The following is a 17717-nucleotide window of genomic DNA, read 5'->3' on the forward strand; positions in this document are numbered from 1 at the left end:
ATCACCTGCTCTTTTTTCGGGATTTGGCCATAAATTGGCTGTATTCGATCAGACGCTCCAGCGAACGTTTGCGGATATCCGGCTCGTCAAACTTCATCGGACGGGAGTTGGCCTCAAAAAACCAGATTTGTCCGGTGGTATCCACACCCAAATCCATGGACATTTCGCCAAGGGAATGGCCGGAGGCCTTCTCGATTTGTCGCGCAATGGATAAGGCGGAGATTCTGGCCTTGAACAAGGTATGGCGGGCGGCCTCCGGTCCCAGAGCGGCGGTCAGCACCGTTTCGGGCTGATGGATGGAGCCGCCTCTGGGAACATGGGTGGTAATGGAGGATTTCCCGGCTACCCGGGCGCCGATCCCCGACAGGCTCCATTCCCCTTGGCCGTTCTTCTGCACCAGCACCCGCAAATCGAAGGGACGGTCCTCGTACCGGGCCAGCTCAATGCCCTGCTGCACGATGTATTCCTCCGCCCCGGCCTGCCCCTTGACGGAGCTCCATAAGCGGGGGAAAGCCGGATAGGAGGTGGCTTTGCTGTTTTTGGTGGCCTGCACCCGCAGCACAAAGGCATCGGGTTTGGTTTTGCTCCGTTCCACCCGCATAATACCTGCTCCAGCCTTGCCCTTCACCGGCTTCAGGTAGACCACCGGGAAGAGGGCCAGCATGGCTTCCAGATCGGAAGGTCCGAAGAGTCGCCTGGTGGACGGCACATACTTGCGGGTCTGCTTGGATTTGTTCAGCCATTCGAACAAGGTCCATTTGTAGAAAAAGGAGGGATTGAACAGCCGGACACGGGAGTGCTTCAAGCAAGCCTTCAGAAGCTGCTGCACCTCTGGACGCTGTTCCTCCTTGCGGTTGGGGATCCGGTTATAGATAACCTGCGGAAACGGGAAGCTTCCCTGGCTCCATGAGCGGCTTTCGGAATGGTATTGAAACCCGTTGATGCGTTTTTGTCCCAGCTTCACGTCTGTTACCCTCGTTACATACACCATCATCCCGCGCTCCCGGCCGGTTTTGATCAGATCGATAAAATTCTGGTGGTTGCCCCGGAAAGGGCGCTTCTCATCCTCCACCGTCAATATCGCCATGACCTGCTGCGGGGAGCCGTCATGAAGCACAATGCCCATTTATCCCTCCCTCCTCGCACGGAATCGGCTCAGATAGAGGCAATGGTTGAACAGATGAGTCAGGGTGGCTTTGCCGGAGGCCTTCAGAGCCGGGTGCTTGAAGATGGAACGGCCGGGTTTGGCATTGGCCTCGAACATCCAGATCCGGTCGTTCTGGTCGATACCCAGATCGAAGCCCAGCTCACCCAGCGGGTGATTGTACCGGCGCTCAATGGCCTCCGCCAGCTTGATGGCGGTTTCCTTGGCCGTATCCAGCATGCTGTCCGCCTTGGAAGCCCCGTACACCCGGGTTAAGGCTTGCTCCGGGGTCAAGAGCTCGCCGCCGTTGCGGATGTGCGTGGTTACACTGCCCCTTCCCGCCCGTTTGGCGCCGATCCCGGCAGGCACCCATTGGTTCACGCCGTTTTTGGTCATGTGGAAGCGGAAATCCAACGGGCAGCCGTCCAGCTCAATGAGGCGGATGCCCTGCTGCACCACATAATGCTGGAGATTGATATTATGCCTCCGCAGCAGCTTCATCAGGCCGTCAAAGCTGCCGAAGCGGATCAGCATATTCGAGCCGTTCCGCCGGAAGCGGGCGAAGTAACCCCGGCCTTGGGTGTAGGTCAGCCGGTAGATGCCGATGCCGAGGCTTCCCCCGGTGGGCTTCAGATAGAGAAATTTATGCTTCTCCATCAGGCGGCGGATTTCTTCAGGGGAAGGGTTGATGGCCGATTCCGGCACATGCCGCTCGGCATCGCTTTCCCCGTCCAGAAGGCGGTATACATCCCACTTGTCGAAGAAGCTCCAGTTGAAGAGGGGAATGCGTCTGCGCACAAAACGCTCCTTGAAATTTTCCATGCTGGCCAGCTTCTCGGCCCGGCGGCTGGGCAGGCGGTTGTATACGACATCGGGAAGCGGGAAGGTTTTGCGGATCCACTTGCCGTCCGCGCCAATGGTGTAGCCTGAAACCTCGCCTGCATCCCAGTTGACCTGGTTGGGGGAAAAGGCCACATGGAATGCCTTGTCGCGGCCTGTGGCGAAGATTTCCCGGATGAAGCCGGTGCGGGAGCCGAAGGGGGCACCCGAGCCGCCGTCGGTGCTGGTAAGAATGCCGATAACCGGCCCCAGCTGCAGCTCGCCTGAGCCGTTGCTTTTAATCAGGCATTTGCCGGTGCGGGGCAGACGGAGGTCGGCCACCAGATTGACGGGCAGCGTAATGGTATTATCCTGGCGGTTAACGGTTCGCAGGGTGACCCCGGCGGATTTGCCGCCGATTTTCAGAGTCCCGCTCCGCCCGGAGGAGATCTGCAGGAATTTGGCCAACGGCCGGCTCAAGATCACCGTCCGTCCGGGCTGGCGATTGATCGTGATGGAGCATGTCGTAAAGCTCATGGTGGAACCTCCTAAGGGCTTTCCGACAGGAAAGCCTGCGTCGTAAGCATAAGCTTTGGTTTTCGCACAAGCGAAAACTGGCATCGAAAGCATAAGCTAAGGGCTTTCCGACAGAAAGCCGAATGTCTTTCGGAATAGGATATAAAATGTTTGCTATTCCTGATTTGAGCCTGTTTTAGAGATCAAAATGATGAAAAAGCGATCATTTTATGCTCCCGTTGGATGCAATAGGCGAGTAAACATGTTTGAATCTGCGACCTCTTTAAGGAATACAAATCAGCGGTTTGGGTCGTGCTTGCTTCCCGTCCGGACGGAGGCTGGTCCGCGAGAGGATGTAGCAGGCGTAGGCGATGGGATTACGCTCCGCTTGCAGCAGCAGCTTCTCCTGGCCCAGCTTGCGGAAGATGGAGCGCCCCGGCTTGGTGTTGGCCTCGATAATCCACACCTGGCCCTCCCGGTCCACACCCAGATCCAGTCCCAGCTCCGCCATTCTGCCGTTGCAGGCCTCCAACGCGGCTGGAATCCGCCGGACCAGCATCCGCATCGTCTCCAGAAGCTCCGCTGCCCGGGCACTGCCGAATTGCTGACTCAGCCATTCGTCAACCTCTACTGCTGAACCCCCGCCGTGTAAGTTGGAGGTCATACTCCCCGAGGCGCCTACCCGGGCGCCCATTCCTGTGAGCTCCCAGAGCCCTCTGCCGTTCTTCTGAACCAGGGCCCGGATGTCCCAGGCTTCGCCGGAGGGGGCGGCCAGCTCCAGGTAGGGCTGCATCAGGTAGGGGCGTCGGCCCATAAAACCTCCCAGCCATTGGACAAACCCCGCTTCGCGGGCGAATTCCAGGTCAACCGGCTGATTGGCCGGATCCCGGGCCCGCACGCGCCAGCCGTGCCCAGTCCGTTCCGCCAGAACGGTGCCCTTGCCTTGGGAGCCGCTGACCGGCTTCAAGAAGATGCGTTTTTCCTGCCGAAGCTGGCGGACTGCTTCTTCCGGCCCGGAAATTTTCACAGTCCGCGGCAGGTACGGACGGAGAACCGGGTCCCGCCGCAGGAAATGCAGCATCTCCCACTTGCTTTTCAGCCCGTAACCCAGATATGGCGCCTGCTTGAGGGAGCACAATCTGCGGACCGCCTGCCGGTGGGCTTCGTAGGACGTTTTGCTGCTGAAAAAGGCTCTGTCGTAAATCAGGTCCGGCAGCGGATAAAGGCGCTTCTCCCAGCCGCCCTCCGGGCTCCAGCCGTATCCCTCCACAGTCATCTCCGCTTCATTCACATCCTGCGGAGAGAACACAAAGACCTCCGCCCCGCAGGAATGCCCTGCGGCGCATAAGCTTTCATGGAATCTGGTTTCGCCGAAGGGGGGGATTTGGCCACTCCGGAATTCGCCGGCCATTACGCCGATATAGTGCCTGCTGTTTTGACGCTTCATGAATCCTCCTGCTAGGGGGTGTTATTTGCCCCATGCGTGTTGGGAATAGAGCACAACCTGCTTCACCGACGGACGGATTTTGCTGTCGCCGGAAGGGGTGTTATCCTCCTTGGAGGGTTTGGAATTAACCTCCAGAAGCCATACCCGACCTGCCGCATCCACAGCCAAATCGACGCCCAGCTCCGCAAAATGCCCGTCAATGGTGGCATCCACACTTTTGGCGATGGAGAGGGCGGCAGTCCGCAGCTTGGTGTTTACGCCCGTCCGTACCCCGGAAGGGAGATTGCTGCGGGCAACGGCCTCCGAAACGGGGCTTAGGGTTCCGCCGCGGGCCAGGTTGGAAACGAAGGTATTGCTGGCGGCCACCCGGGCCACCACGGAGGTGACAGCCCATTCCCCTTCACCGTTCTTCTGCACCAGCGCCCGGAAATCCACGGGACGCCCGCCGGTTTCCATCAGCCTAAGCCCCTGCTGAATCTGGTAGCGGCGCTGCTTCATTTTGCCGGAGATGGTCTGGAACAGTTGGGTCAGTGTAGGGTAATGCTGGCGCTTCACTCCCGCGAGACTGCTGAAGGAGCATTGGTAGCCCCCGCCCTCCGGCTGGGAGGTGATGCGGATGATGCCTTTGCCCAGGCTGCCGGTGATGGGCTTGAGAAAAACCGTGTTGTATTTTTTGCACATGGTCTTCAGCATTGCGAAATTTTTGAACAGATAGGATTCGGGAAGATAGGCATGCACGCCTTTTTCCTTGCGCAGGGCTTGGAATACCTCGGTTTTGTCCAGGTACTTCTCGTTAAAGGCTACCGATCCGTACCGGGTTTTGAGCTCGCGCATGAACTGCTGCACCTGGGGTTTGTTCTCCAGCTTGCGGGAGGTTACGCGGTTGTACATCACATTGGGGCACGGGAATGAAGATTTGACCCAGCGCCCCTCCGACAGCGCCCAGCCCTGGACGGTAGAGGCTTCTCCACCAATGTCATTGGGCGTGAAAAAATAAGCTGCTCCCCCGTGGAGCCTGCAGGCTTCCGTCAATTCCGCACAGAAGGCGGTCATGGCGCCGAAGGGGCGGTCCGGGGCATGGGTGTACACCCGGCTCATAAGCACTCCGATTAACGGGCCGATATGAAGCGTGCGGGATGCGGCGTGGTAAGAGACGCACAGCTTCGTACCGTGGGAAATCGACAGGCTTGCCGCCAACTGGGGGCTCATGCGCAGCGATGCTTGGCTGGACTGGGTGATGCGGACCTCCCTTCGGGCGGAACCGAATCGAAGCGTCACGGGTTCGCGGAGCGGCAGCTTCAGCTTTTTCAGGAATCCCGCCCCGATGGCAATTTGTTCCTCCGGGTGAGCGCTGCCGGATTGCAAATACACCGGCAGCTTGATTTTGGCCATATGGAAATCTCCTTCCCGGCTCCTTTTAGGATCGCGTATGAGAACATGAGAACTACTCCATCATATGAGGACATTTGCCCCTTTGTGATTGGATGGCGCCCATCTTGCCTCTCTCTGTCCCCGGTGGACAAGACGCATATCCGGAAGCCCGGCCTCATAGGCTGTAATAACAGGAGCTTGAAGCCCGGCGGGAACAATGCCAATTGGGCTCAGCCGGGACGATGGAAAAAAGGGGAGAACCGAACATGCCATTTTGGAAGCATCTTTTGTATGTGGGCGTTGCAGGAGGTATGCTGCTGTATGCCGTACCGCGGCTGGCGGTAGGAGAGGGGCTGGGGGCGGGGCCGGTGTTCGGCACCGTGTGGCTCTGCTTCGCTATGCTGGTAATCGCCGCACAGCTCCATGAGCTGCTGGGTGTGGACGCCAAGAAACGGGAGCGGCTGCGGCAGGTCAAACGGATGAGGAAGTTCAAGTTCCAGCGCAAAGCGGACAGTCTGGCAGAGCGGCTCGGAAAAGGGGCGTAGCCCATCAAGACCCGGCGGGTAGATCGCCGGGTTTTTTGCATATTTCAGGCGGGAGGGGGATGGGGCACTGGACGAAAGGGGGGCATTGGCGGGCATGAGCGGATCAACGTTGATTCTAACGAATCTCAGCCACGTTAATTCACCCATTCGGTCCGTTTCGTCTTTTTAACGAATCTGAGGAGCCTTATTGCACCAAAAAGATCCTGAAATGAGCAGGGAGGGAAGAAATAACGGGGCTCATATTCGTTACATTTCCAAATGCTCTGATTTTCGGGAAGTAAGCTTTGTGAAATTCGTTAGAGCCAGAAACGGCTGGATGCGTTTTTCCTATTGTCGCAGCGGGTGATTCTATACTATAATTGGGACAATAACAGTATGGTACAGAATCCGGATTTGAGGTGTAACAGATGACGAATATCTCCCAGGATGATTCGCTTACGAAGCATGAACAGATACTCCGGTATATCGAAAGCCTGAAGGTCGGAAACAAAATCTCCGTCCGCAAAATTGCCAAGGATATGGAGGTCAGCGAGGGCACTGCTTACCGCGCCATCAAGGAAGCGGAGAACCAGGGACTTGTCAGCACCAAGGAACGGATCGGCACCGTAAGAGTGGAGAAAAAGCAGCGCAACAACATCGATAAATTGACCTTTGCCGAGGTCGTGAATATTGTGGATGGGGTTGTGTTAGGCGGAGCACAGGGTCTGGAGAAGACACTGAACAAGTTTGTCATCGGTGCCATGCAGGAGGAGGCCATGATCCGCTACATTGAGGAGGGCAACCTGCTGATTGTGGGCAACCGGGAAAAGGCTCACATCTTTGCGCTCCAGCTGGGGGCTGCGGTGCTCATCACCGGGGGCTTCGACACCTCCGATGAAGTGAAGCATTTGGCCAACAAAATGGGTCTGCCTATTATCTCCTGCAGCTACGATACCTTCACCGTCGCCTCTATGATCAACCGCGCTATTTACGACCGGCTGATCAAGAAGAAAATTATGCTGGTGGAGGACATTCTGCCTTCCCGCGGACAGGTCTCCACTCTCAAAAGCTCCCATACCGCACAGGATATGCGCGAGCTTATCGAAAGCTCCGGCCACAGCCGCTTCCCCGTGGTGGACGAGTGGAACCGGGTGGTGGGGGTGGTTACCTCCAAGGATATGCTGGGCGCTCCGGCGGAGCAGACCATCGATAAGCTGATGACCCGCAATCCTCTCACTGTTTATATGCAAACCTCCTTGGCTTCGGCGGCGCATCTGATGGTGTGGGAGGGGATCGAGCTTCTACCGGTGGTGGACGCCAACCGGAAGCTGATCGGCGTCATCAGCCGCAAGGACGTGCTGAAGGTGATGCAATATGTGCAGCGCCAGCCGCAGGTAGGTGAAACCTTCGAGGATCTCATTTGGGCGGGATTCGAGGAGTACCGGGACGAGGAAGGGCGGATATACTTCCGCGGGACAGTGACACCGCAAATGACCAACCATCTGGGCTCGGTTTCCGCCGGAGTGCTGACGACACTCATGAAGCAGAGCGCCGTACGCGCTGTCCATGAAAGCAAAAAGGGCGACATGGTCATTGACAACATGTCCACCTATTTCCTGCACCCGGTGCAGATTGAAAGCCAGATTGAGATCCGTCCCCGTATCATCGAGATCAGCCGGAAATTCGGCAAGGTGGATGTGGAGATGTTCTATAACGGCCAGATGGTAGCCAAGGCCATGCTGACGGCCCAGGTGTTTGACCAGTAAACTAGGAGGCCGGGGATGAAAATCAGGGAGGATTATACGTGTCCGCTGGAAATCGCCCATGATATTATGAAGGGCAAATGGAAGCCTATCATTCTATTCCAGCTGCAAAGGGAACCGGTCTCCTTGTCCGCACTGGAGCGCAGCATTGCCGGTATCAGCCAGAAAATGCTGCTGGAGCAGCTGAAGGAGCTCCAGGCTTTCGGCTTGGTGGACAAACATGCCTTTGATGGTTATCCGCTGCGTGTGGAGTATTCCTTAACGCCGGACCGTGGACGCAGAATGCTGGAGGCTGTGCGGATCATGCAGCAGATTGGTGTGGACATCATGGTGGAGCAAGGCCAGACCGACTTTTTGGATGCAAAGGGGATTGCCTATTCCAAAGACGGCTGCCCACAAAAAAGTGGGTAATGTACACTTCTCTCCCCCCTCATTATAATAGGCGTAAATGCGGTGAGGAGGGACTTGTATGGCAGATAGCGCTTTGCTTTTGATCGATATCCAGAACGATTATTTTCCCGGGGGAAAATGGGTCCTTCAAGGGCCGGAGGAAGCGGCGGCCAAGGCTGTGCTGGTCCTGGAGGATTACCGCAGGAGGGGGCTGCCGGTATTCCATATCCGGCATGAAAGCCTTCAGCCGGGAGCGGCATTCTTCCTCCCCGGTACACCCGGTGCAGATATCCATCCCCGGGTGGCCCCTGTGGGGGGTGAGCGGGTGCTGCTGAAGCATGTGCCCAACGCCTTCTCCGGAACAGGCTTGCACGAAGAACTTCAATCCGCAGGGATCAAACATTTGACCGTGTGCGGGATGATGACCCATATGTGCATCGACACCAGCGTGAGAGCGTCCCGGGATTATGGGTACACGGTTACCCTCTTGGAGGATGCCTGTGCCACCCGGGATCTGGAATGGCAGGGGGAGCGTCTTCCCGCGGACACTGTCCAGAAGACCATGCTGGCCGCTTTAAACGGAACCTTTGCCCGGATTATGCGGGTGGAGCCGTTTCTGGAGACGGGCCTGTAATTTTTACGTGAGATGCTGCTATATGGTATACTCCGGGTAATAGTATAAGCCCCGGACGCAAAGCATGCGCCGATTGTTTCCTTCCTGGAAACAATCGGCGTTTTTGCGTGTCCGCACAAAAAAGCGGCTTGCCGCACCCGCACGGGCAGGGTATCATAGAAGGACAAGGAGAGGGTAGCCATGGATGAAACCCGGCAGCTATTGCATGCCATTCTGAAAAACCAGGAGCTTACCAACGCGAAGGTTACGGCTGTGCAGGATGAATTGCTTCACTTCCGCAAGGAAACAATCGAAAAATTCTCTCAAATTGACGGCAGACTGGACAAGATGGACAGCCGTATGGACAAAATGGACGAGCGATTTGACAGAATGGACGACCGGTTTGACGGAATGGACAAGCGAATGGATGAGTTTAACAGCGAGCTACGGGGCTTCAAAGGGGAAACTGCCGACAATTTCAGGCAGATCCACGAGCGGCTGGACGAAAACGCCTTCGAGCAGAGAAAGGAACGGCGCCACCGGGAAAGCCTGGAGCGCGACCTGGACAAGCTGACGGAACGCCTGGAGAAGGTAGAAGAACATATCGGCTTTGAACGCCAATAAATTGGGTAACCCGGCATGTCCGGGTTTTTTTGTATGAAAAAACGTGTATGTGCATTCAACTCCCGGTTGGGGAAAAAGCGGCGCCGCCCAATCCGAGATACATGGTTTCCTGTCTCCGATTCCCTAATAATTAGGAAGTAGTCACCTCCCTTCTATGTAGTGGAGGAGGCGCCACTTTTATTGAAGGAGATGGTTTTATGCTAAGCGCAGAACACATTGGGAGAAGGATCGCGCTTCTCCGCAAGGAAAGACGGCTGTCCCAGGAGCAGCTGGCGGAGCAATTGAATGTGAGCCCACAGGCGGTGTCCAAATGGGAAACGGGGAAATCCGTGCCCGAAACGGCAAGCTTGCCGCTGTTGTCACGGGTTCTCGGCCAGTCCATCGACAGCATCCTGCTGCCGCGTCAACTGGTGGTGCTATCGGTTGTATACACCGATGGTGACGATCAGGAGGATGTGACGCAGCGGGTGAACGCTTTCGTGAGCGGAGACCGCCTGAGGCTTCGTGTGGAGGATGGGGAACTGGCTGCTGCCGCTGCCACCTGTGACCGGATGAAGGTGCTGCTGATGAAGCTGGAAGCCCCCGCAGGCATATTCTTCATCTGTGCACCAGAAGGGGAGCTCTTGGACCTGCGGCTGGCTGCAGGGGTACCGGAAGGGGCGCCTGTTTATACGGCGGGCTTCGGGGAGCTGCAATTTATCCATGGGGTATACGGAAACAGACATCATGCCCGGAACGTGATGAACAAGCTGGCCCATTACCAGTATTTCCGCTGGAACGGGTTTATGGCCAATCATGAGCAGTTTCCCAGTCTGACCGAAAACGAAGGTTCGGATTATTTGCTGTTGGTTTACTTGAACGAGGAAGGCATCTATGCCGTAAGCTGCCGAGAAGGGGAGCGGATCCGCTACAACGCAGACAGAACCCGGCTATATCGGGATGTGCGCAGCAGTGATTCCTACACCGTGGCGGGGGTCGGGCAGCTTGGCTTCGGGAAAGGCCAGGATTGCTCCTGGGCAGGCGCGCTTCTCCTGTCCCTTAAGACGATGGGAGTCGATACATCCTATGAAACCGTCATGGGCGTATCCGGGGCTTGCTGGAGAATCGCCTTTGCATCCGTGTGGGATTTCAGCTCGGCAGATGCGTTGGTCGCCTGTGACTATGCGGCGCCGGCCTTCCACGCTTACGGAATCAAGCCTATATGGGCAGACCGGATCAGCAAGGAGGAGCGGAAGCGGGTCAAGGAGCAGATTGTCTCCGATGTGGAGTCCCACCAGCTGCCTGTTGCCATCAATCTGCGGGTTGCGCCGGAGTGGGGAGTCATCACAGGTTATGCCGATTCGGGGAACACCCTTTTATGCCGGACATATTTTGACGAGGAGGTTTTCATGAAGCAAGAGCATGAGCCTGCCTTTCAAGAGGAAATGGCACGCACCGGAGGATACTTGTATGTGGATAACTGGCCGTTTGCTCTGGTCAGAATGGGTGAAACATACCAGGCTCCACCGGCTGTTGAAAGTCTGTTGGCCTCCCTCCGGCTTAGAATGGATACCATGGGCAAAATCGAAAATCGCGGTTATAAGCTGGGTTATGCGGCGTTTGAGGCCTGGCGGCTTGGGCTGTCCGACGATTCCTGGTACATAGATGCAAAGGAAGAGGATGTGAGGCGGAGATACCTGGTGAACCGCTTTTGCCTGGCCGCATTGACAGATGCCCGCAGAAGCGCTGCCGTGTACCTGACCTCCAGCCGGGAACTGCTCCCCGAAGGCGGCGGAAGAGAGCAGCTGGACCTGCTGGCCGGGCTGTATGCCTGCATAGCGGAGCGTCTGGAAGCGGCATTGGCACGTTTTCAAGAGGAGCCTGCTGCCAGCGTCGGCCATGAAGAGTATTGGCCGCAGGAAGCAAGAAAAACCCAGGCGGAGCTGCTGCTCTGGGCGGCCGGCCAAGAGACTGAAGCGGACCAATGGGTTCAAGGTATTTTGGAGGCTGCCGCTAAAATGATCAGGTAGGTGGCGGAGCAAATTCGCTGCATGTAATATAAAGAGTAAATTCCGTTTGAACCACCATCAGATAACGGACCGAAATCTGGTAGTTCTTCCCGAACACGTTCCGGTACACCTTTTTGTCCACCAGATTGGTGAAGATATCGGGAGCCTCCCGCACCGCGCTGACCGGCTTGCCGCTGGTCAGCTTTATATCCTCATAGACAAGACGCTTCAACTCGTTGAGCACATTGGCATCCGCCTTGTCCGCTTCCTTCGGCCCAAATTCCGCTACCACCTTAATTCGGCCGACGTACGCCTGGTTTTGCTTGAACTTATTCAACCCTTCCATGCTGTCCTGAAGGGTTTTGTTCTGGTTGGAGAGCTCCCCCACCCGTTCATGCAAGATAGACAGATGCACCTGGTAAATACCCAAATAAACAGCGGCCCCCACGATCGTCCCCGCAATAAAAATACCCGTTCCGGAAAGCAGGCTCCTGTACCGCTCAAAGGAGGGGACCCGCATCAGTCCATACCGCCCTTGCAGATCATCCGGATCAGCTCATACGCCAGCTGTGCTCCGGCAAAGGCACCTGCAAAATATACAATTTGCTTAAAAGCGGGGGACAGATAACCTTCGGCAAAATTGGCTTCGATTACCCGAAAAGGATCGATGGTGCCTCCCACCGCCGCTACCATGGCCCATACCTTGATATTGTCCGCAATGGTCATCATCGTGCTGGAGGGCGGACGCAGCAGCGCCGTGGCCCCGATGCCCGCAAGCAAACAGCCTCCCATTACAATCCCGAAGGCTACGAAAAAGTTCAGCCACAGCTTCCATAAAAACAATTCCATGGGAATCCCCCTCTACGCGTTAAACTCATACCGGCACAGATCAACGGGTTGTCCCGTACTAAAAATTTATGCCGCTGCCGCTACGAATAGAAGAGAGAGACGAAAGCGAATGTGGGTTCGCATTTTTCGGGTTCTGTGTTAAAATAGAAGGAATAGTAGAGCCGCCGGAAACCGGAGGCTGCTTAAGGGCGGGGAGGGCTGCAAGTTGAGCGGATTTGTCCATCTGCATGTGCATAGTGAATACAGTCTCCTGGACGGCGCGGCCCGGATCGAGGAGTTGGCTGCGGAGGCCGCCAAACTTGGCATGTCTGCCCTGGCGCTGACGGACCATGGTGCAATGTACGGAGTGGTGCCTTTTTACAAGGCATGTGTGAAACACGGGATCAAGCCCATTCTGGGCTGTGAGCTGTATGTGGCCGAGGGGTCCATGAAGGACAAGCTGTCCCGGCAGGAGCAGAAGACCTGGCATCTCATTCTGCTGGCGAAAAACCGGACAGGCTATGAGAATCTGATGGAGCTGGTGTCCCGGGCCCAACTGGACGGCTTCCATTATAAGCCGCGGATTGATTTTGAGCTGTTGTCCCGCCACGCGGAGGGTCTGGTCTGTTTATCTGCCTGCCTGGGCGGGGAGGTGGCCCAGCATGTGCTCCATGACCGGTACGAGGAAGCCAAACAAACCGCGCTCCGGTATCAGGGGCTGTTCGGGAACGACTATTATTTGGAGCTTCAGGATCATGGCATGCTGGAGCAAAAAAAGGTGAACCAGGGGATTATCCGTCTGTCCGGCGAAACGGGGATTCCGTTGGTGGCCACCAATGATGTCCACTATCTCCATGCGGAGGATTATGAAGCGCAGGATATTCTGATTTGTATCGGCACAGGCAAAACGGTGGATGATGAATCACGGCTGAAGTTCCACTCCAATCAGATGTATCTGCGAACCGGGCAGGAGATGGAGGAGCTGTTCAGCTACGCGCCGCAGGCGCTGACCAATACGGCCGTCATTGCCGAGTCTTGCACGCTGGAGCTTTCCTTCGGCCAGTCCATTCTCCCGGCCTTCGAACCCCTGCCGGAAGGCAGCACCGCTCCCTCTTATTTAATGGAGCTTTGCCGGGATGGCCTAACCTTCCGATACGCTGGCAGGGAGGAATGGGTGGACCCGGATTGGCGGCGGCAGGTAGAGGAGCGGCTGGATTATGAGCTGGGTGTTATTGAGCGGATGGGGTACTCGGACTATTTTCTCATCGTGTGGGACTTTATCCGGTTTGCCCATCAGGAGGGCATTGCCGTGGGTCCGGGACGGGGTTCGTCTGCGGGCAGTCTGGTGGCGTATGTACTGCGGATTACCGATGTGGACCCCATCCGGTACAGCCTTCTGTTCGAGCGGTTCCTGAATCCGGAGCGGGTCAGCATGCCCGATATTGATATCGACTTCAGCGATGAGCGGCGGGATGAGGTTATCGGGTATGTCGTGGCCAAATACGGCCGGGACCGGGTCGCCCAGATCATCACCTTCGGCACCATGGCCGCCAAGGCTGCCGTCCGGGACGTGGGCCGGGTGCTGAATCTTCCATATTCGGAGGTGGACCGGACGGCAAAGATGATTCCCTTTCAATTAGGGATCACGCTGGATGATGCGTTGCGTCTGAATCCGGAGCTGCACAAGCAATATGTCCAGAATCCGCGGATCGGCAAGCTTCTGGATCTGGCGCGCCGTGTGGAGGGTATGCCCCGCCATGCTTCCACCCATGCGGCAGGGGTAGTGATCTCCCGGGAACGGTTAACCAGACATGTCCCCCTGCAGGAGGGAACGGACGGAACACCGCTGACTCAGTTCGCTATGGAGAATCTGGAGGCGGTTGGTCTTCTCAAAATGGACTTCCTGGGTCTTCGGACACTATCCATTATTGAACGCACCCAGCGTTGGCTGGAGGAGTATACCGGCCAGCCGCTCCGGTTTGCAGAGGTGCCTGACAGCGATCCGGCCACTTACGAGCTCATGAGCCGCGGGGACACCACCGGCGTGTTCCAGCTGGAGTCCGCCGGGATGCGGCGGGTGCTGCGGGATTTGAAGCCCTCCGAATTTGAGGACGTGATTTCAGTGCTGGCCTTGTACCGTCCGGGTCCTATGGAGTTCATTCCGAAATATATAGGCGGCAAACATGGCCAAATCCAGGTGGAATATCCCCATCCCAATCTGGAGCCCATTTTGAAGGATACCTACGGCATCATCGTCTACCAGGAGCAAATTATGCAGATTGCCTCCCGGATGGCGGGCTTCAGCCTTGGCGAAGCGGATCTTCTGCGGCGTGCGGTGAGCAAGAAGAAGCGGGAGGTGCTGGACCAGGAGCGCAAGCATTTTGTAGCGGGAAGTGTGGGGCTAGGATATACGGAGGAGGAGGCCAACCGGGTTTACGATATGATCGTCCGGTTTGCCGATTACGGCTTCCCCCGGGCCCATGCCACTGCCTACGGTGTGCTGGCCTTCCGGACGGCGTATCTCAAGGCCCATTATCCTGTGTTTTTTATGGCCTCCATGCTGACGGCAGTTATCGGCAGCCACCGGAAGGTGGCGGAATATGTGGATGATTGCCGGAGGCTCGGCATCGCTGTGCTGCCTCCCGATGTGAATGAAAGCGGTGTGGCCTTTACGCCCATCCCCTGGGAGAAGCTGGAATCTGTTCCTGCTCCGGAAGGAGGCTCCGAAGCCGCTGTAGCTTCACCTGATGCTGCGGATAGGCGGGGCCGCATTCGGTTTGGCCTGGCTGCTATTAAGAATGTGGGTACCCAGGCCATCGAATCCATCCGCAAGGAACGTGCCGATGGGGGCCCCTTCGAAAACCTGCTGGACTTCTGCCGGAGAGTGGATCTGCGGGTATGCAACAAGCGGGTGATCGAATCCCTGATCCAGTCGGGAGCCATGGATTCCTTGCCCGGCCATAGAGCCCAGCATCTTGCCACCCTGGAGGAAACCGTGGACGCGGCTCTCAAGTGGAAGAAGGAGCGGGAGGACCTGCAGCTGTACCTGGAAGGCTTTACAGAGGAAACGAACTGGCATATCGAATATCCGGATATCCGCCCGTATTCCACCCAGCAGATCCTGGAGCTGGAGCGTGAGCTGCTGGGCCTGTATCTCACAGGCCATCCGCTGGATGATTACGAGGAGCCCCTGGCGGCACTCGGCGCAGTTCCCCTTTATCAGCTGGCTGAGCTCCCCGACGAAAGTGTAGCGATGACGGCAGGCCGGGTGGTCAGTCTGAAAACCATCACCACCAAGAAGGGGCAGATGATGGCATTCGCCGAGGTGGAGGACCGGATTGAACGGCTGGAGCTGGTGCTGTTCCCGGAAACCTGGAAGCGGTATGGCACCATAGTGGAAAAGGGAAGCCTGCTTCTCATCGGCGCCAAGCTCCAGCACCAGGATGAGGAGGAAGGCATTAAGCTTCTGGCGGAACGGATTGAACCCTTAACTGCGGAGCTCCGTCCGGAGCGGTATAAGAACTGGCTGGGGGGAAGATCCGGAGAGAAGCGCCTGGAGCGTGCCTCCGGTGAACCCGGAGCCGGTTCCGGCCCACGGAGCGCTGCTGCCCCTCCGGCCGCTGTGCAGGAGCGCAGACCGGTTTACAACCGGGGAGGCGGCAGGTCCGCTCCTTCCAATGAAGCTCCCAGCAGGGGCGGGGGAGGAAACAAGCCTAACCGGCAGGGACAGGGGAGCAATGGAGCATCTCTTGCGGCACCTGGAGCGGAGGCGGATGCGCCTGAAGCGGCCCGGAGCAGGAGTGCTGCACCCTCCCGGACCCAGCGTCTTTTCATCAAAATCAGCGCGGATAAGGAAATGGCCGGAATTCTGCCGCAGCTGGAAGCATTGCTGAAATCTGCCAAAGGACCCTTGGAGACAGTTCTCTTCTACGAACGGGAGCAGCGGCTTCTTGCATTAAGCGACCAGTACCGGATCAAGCCGTCGCCCGAGCTGATCGCAAGCATCGACCAGCTTTTGGGGGAAGGCTCCGCGAAGGTGAAATGATCCTCTTCCACAGCTTGGTCAAAGCCGAAGGCCGGATAAGCTGCGGAAGCCTCGAAACCGGCAGAGCCGGTTTGAGGGCATGTTTCCACAGCTTGGTCAAAGCCGAAGAGACTAAACACAAAACCTCCCGCATATAATGACCCAACGGCCGGCCGTTCTTGGGGGAATATGGGAGGTTTTGTTGCATAGAGGTCCATCCGGGGCTCCTATTTGCACGGTTTTGTCCGGGGGCAATGGACATGCCTTGTTGCGATAAATTCTCCTTCTGTGATATCATCCATTATATGGCCCTGATAAGCGCCTTCACTAAGCCTTTTTTCAATTCGCGGAAAATATGCTTTAGGGAGGAACACCGGCATGTGGACGGTTATCTATATTGCCCCCACCGAGAAAATTGCGGACCGCATCAAGAACAGACTGACGGAAGAAGGATTTCTGGTACAAGTCCGTTCCATCAACATGACCAAGAATCAATATGAGATACTGGTCCCTGAAGGCGAGCTGCTGGATGTGCAGGAGGTGCTCAACACCATTTTGCCCCAGCGCGGATATTGACGGCCTACTAGTTACAAGCTGAAGGGCCTGCGGCTTAAGGCATGCCTAGGCGATATCAGGCTGAGAGGTGTATTGCGTGCCAATAAAGGATATCTTCCAAAAAAAGAAATATGCGACTGTCCCGTCTGAACGTACCAAGCGCGAGATTCCTGAAGGACTCATGCATAAATGCGGCAAGTGCGGCAAAATCCAAACCTCCATTGAGCTGGACAAAAATCTGAAGGTTTGCACCAGCTGCGGCCACCATTTTATCCTGAGCGCGCTGGAGCGGATCCAGATGGTGATGGATGAAGGCCGGTTATTTGAATATGACAGCGAGCTAACGGCCGAAGATCCCCTGGAATTTCCGGGTTATGCAGCCAAGCTGGAGGCGGCCCGGGAGAAAACAGGCTACAATGAGGCCATTATTACCGGCGAAGGAACCATTGGCGGTTACCCCATCGTGGTAGGCGTGATGACCTTCGAATTTTTTGGCGGGTCCATGGGCGGGGCTGTGGGTGAAAAGATTGTCCGTGCCATTGAAGCGGCCATCCAGAAAAAATATCCCCTTGTGCTTTTCTCCACCTCGGGCGGCGCCCGGATGCAGGAGAGCCTTCTGTCCTTAATGCAGATGGCCAAAACCAGCGCGGCCTTGGCCAAACTGTCGGAGAAGGGGGGACTTTATATCTCGGTGTTGACCGATCCCACCTACGGAGGCGTTTCGGCCAGCTTTGCCATGCTTGGGGATCTCATTCTCGCAGAGCCCGGCGCCAATATCGGATTTGCCGGAAAGCGGGTTATCGAGCAGACCATCCGCCAGAAGCTCCCGGATAATTTCCAGACCTCCGAATTTAACCTGGAGCACGGTCAGCTGGATATGGTGGTTCACCGCAAGGAGCTCCGTTCTACTCTGACGAAGCTTCTGGACATGCATTCCCAGACTCCTTCCTCAGCTGCCCGCGGCACAGGAAGGAATTGACAGGATGGATTTGAACCGGAGGCCCTGATAACCTGTCCGGCTTAGGCCTGGACCAGGTTATTTCATGGTTAAGCCCATCTTTTGACGGCCGGCCTTAGGTCTGGACCAGGTTATTTCAGGACAGAAAGGAGG

General features: G+C 56.7%; 15 protein-coding genes. 9 read left to right on the plus strand and 6 right to left on the minus strand.

Going from position 1 to position 17717, the window contains the following annotated elements:
- Position 1: 1 nt before the first annotated feature.
- From ACI1P1_RS27180 to ACI1P1_RS27195, 4 genes are all read right to left on the minus strand, one after another.
- Complete coding sequence (locus ACI1P1_RS27180) at positions 2–1126, minus strand: YheC/YheD family endospore coat-associated protein (RefSeq protein WP_416219684.1); 1125 nt, start codon at positions 1124–1126, stop codon at positions 2–4.
- Positions 1127–2500, minus strand: coding sequence for a YheC/YheD family endospore coat-associated protein (locus tag ACI1P1_RS27185; protein WP_416219685.1), 1374 nt, complete (start codon positions 2498–2500; stop codon positions 1127–1129).
- Positions 2501–2762: 262 nt separating this feature from the next.
- Entirely contained in the window at positions 2763–3926 is a 1164-nt protein-coding gene (locus ACI1P1_RS27190; protein ID WP_416219687.1) for a YheC/YheD family endospore coat-associated protein, read from the minus strand.
- A 21-nt stretch (positions 3927–3947) separates the two neighbouring features.
- Complete coding sequence (locus ACI1P1_RS27195; protein WP_416219688.1) at positions 3948–5318, minus strand: YheC/YheD family endospore coat-associated protein; 1371 nt, start codon at positions 5316–5318, stop codon at positions 3948–3950.
- Between the two features lie 245 nt (positions 5319–5563).
- Between ACI1P1_RS27195 and ACI1P1_RS27200 the strand changes: the two genes are divergently transcribed.
- From ACI1P1_RS27200 to ACI1P1_RS27225, 6 genes are all read left to right on the plus strand, one after another.
- Complete coding sequence (locus ACI1P1_RS27200) at positions 5564–5842, plus strand: hypothetical protein (protein WP_416219689.1); 279 nt, start codon at positions 5564–5566, stop codon at positions 5840–5842.
- Positions 5843–6249: 407 nt separating this feature from the next.
- Positions 6250–7587 carry a DRTGG domain-containing protein gene (locus ACI1P1_RS27205; RefSeq protein WP_416219690.1) on the plus strand — a complete coding sequence of 446 codons (1338 nt, stop codon included), beginning with the start codon at positions 6250–6252 and terminating at the stop codon, positions 7585–7587.
- Positions 7588–7602: 15 nt separating this feature from the next.
- The gene (locus tag ACI1P1_RS27210) at positions 7603–7995 is read left to right on the plus strand and encodes a winged helix-turn-helix transcriptional regulator (RefSeq protein WP_416219691.1); all 393 of its coding nucleotides are present in this window, start codon (positions 7603–7605) and stop codon (positions 7993–7995) included.
- Between the two features lie 58 nt (positions 7996–8053).
- Positions 8054–8608 (plus strand): cysteine hydrolase family protein, encoded by a 555-nt coding sequence (locus ACI1P1_RS27215; protein ID WP_416219692.1) that lies wholly within the window; start codon positions 8054–8056, stop codon positions 8606–8608.
- 180 nt (positions 8609–8788) lie between these two features.
- Positions 8789–9211, plus strand: a complete 423-nt coding sequence (locus tag ACI1P1_RS27220; RefSeq protein WP_416219694.1) for a hypothetical protein — start codon at positions 8789–8791, stop codon at positions 9209–9211.
- A 197-nt stretch (positions 9212–9408) separates the two neighbouring features.
- Positions 9409–11220: a helix-turn-helix domain-containing protein gene (locus ACI1P1_RS27225; RefSeq protein WP_416219695.1), complete on the plus strand. Its 1812-nt coding sequence runs from the start codon at positions 9409–9411 to the stop codon at positions 11218–11220.
- On the opposite strand, the gene ACI1P1_RS27230 is transcribed toward ACI1P1_RS27225, so the two are convergent.
- Entirely contained in the window at positions 11213–11719 is a 507-nt protein-coding gene (locus tag ACI1P1_RS27230; protein WP_416219696.1) for a hypothetical protein, read from the minus strand. The genes ACI1P1_RS27225 and ACI1P1_RS27230 overlap by 8 nt on opposite strands.
- The gene (locus tag ACI1P1_RS27235; RefSeq protein ID WP_416219697.1) at positions 11719–12048 is read right to left on the minus strand and encodes a YtrH family sporulation protein; all 330 of its coding nucleotides are present in this window, start codon (positions 12046–12048) and stop codon (positions 11719–11721) included. The genes ACI1P1_RS27230 and ACI1P1_RS27235 overlap by 1 nt, the downstream gene beginning before the upstream one ends.
- Before the next feature lie 205 nt (positions 12049–12253).
- On the opposite strand from ACI1P1_RS27235, the gene ACI1P1_RS27240 reads away from it, so the two are divergent.
- From ACI1P1_RS27240 to accD, 3 genes are all read left to right on the plus strand, one after another.
- Complete coding sequence (locus ACI1P1_RS27240) at positions 12254–16072, plus strand: DNA polymerase III subunit alpha (RefSeq protein WP_416219698.1); 3819 nt, start codon at positions 12254–12256, stop codon at positions 16070–16072.
- A 357-nt stretch (positions 16073–16429) separates the two neighbouring features.
- Positions 16430–16627 (plus strand): glutamate decarboxylase, encoded by a 198-nt coding sequence (locus ACI1P1_RS27245; protein WP_113017616.1) that lies wholly within the window; start codon positions 16430–16432, stop codon positions 16625–16627.
- A gap of 76 nt (positions 16628–16703) precedes the next feature.
- Positions 16704–17585: an acetyl-CoA carboxylase, carboxyltransferase subunit beta gene (gene accD / locus ACI1P1_RS27250; protein WP_416219699.1), complete on the plus strand. Its 882-nt coding sequence runs from the start codon at positions 16704–16706 to the stop codon at positions 17583–17585.
- Positions 17586–17717: the final 132 nt, after the last annotated feature.

The sequence above is a fragment of the Paenibacillus mesotrionivorans genome (genome assembly GCF_046098205.1).
Lineage (GTDB): Bacteria > Bacillota > Bacilli > Paenibacillales > NBRC-103111 > Paenibacillus_AR > Paenibacillus_AR mesotrionivorans.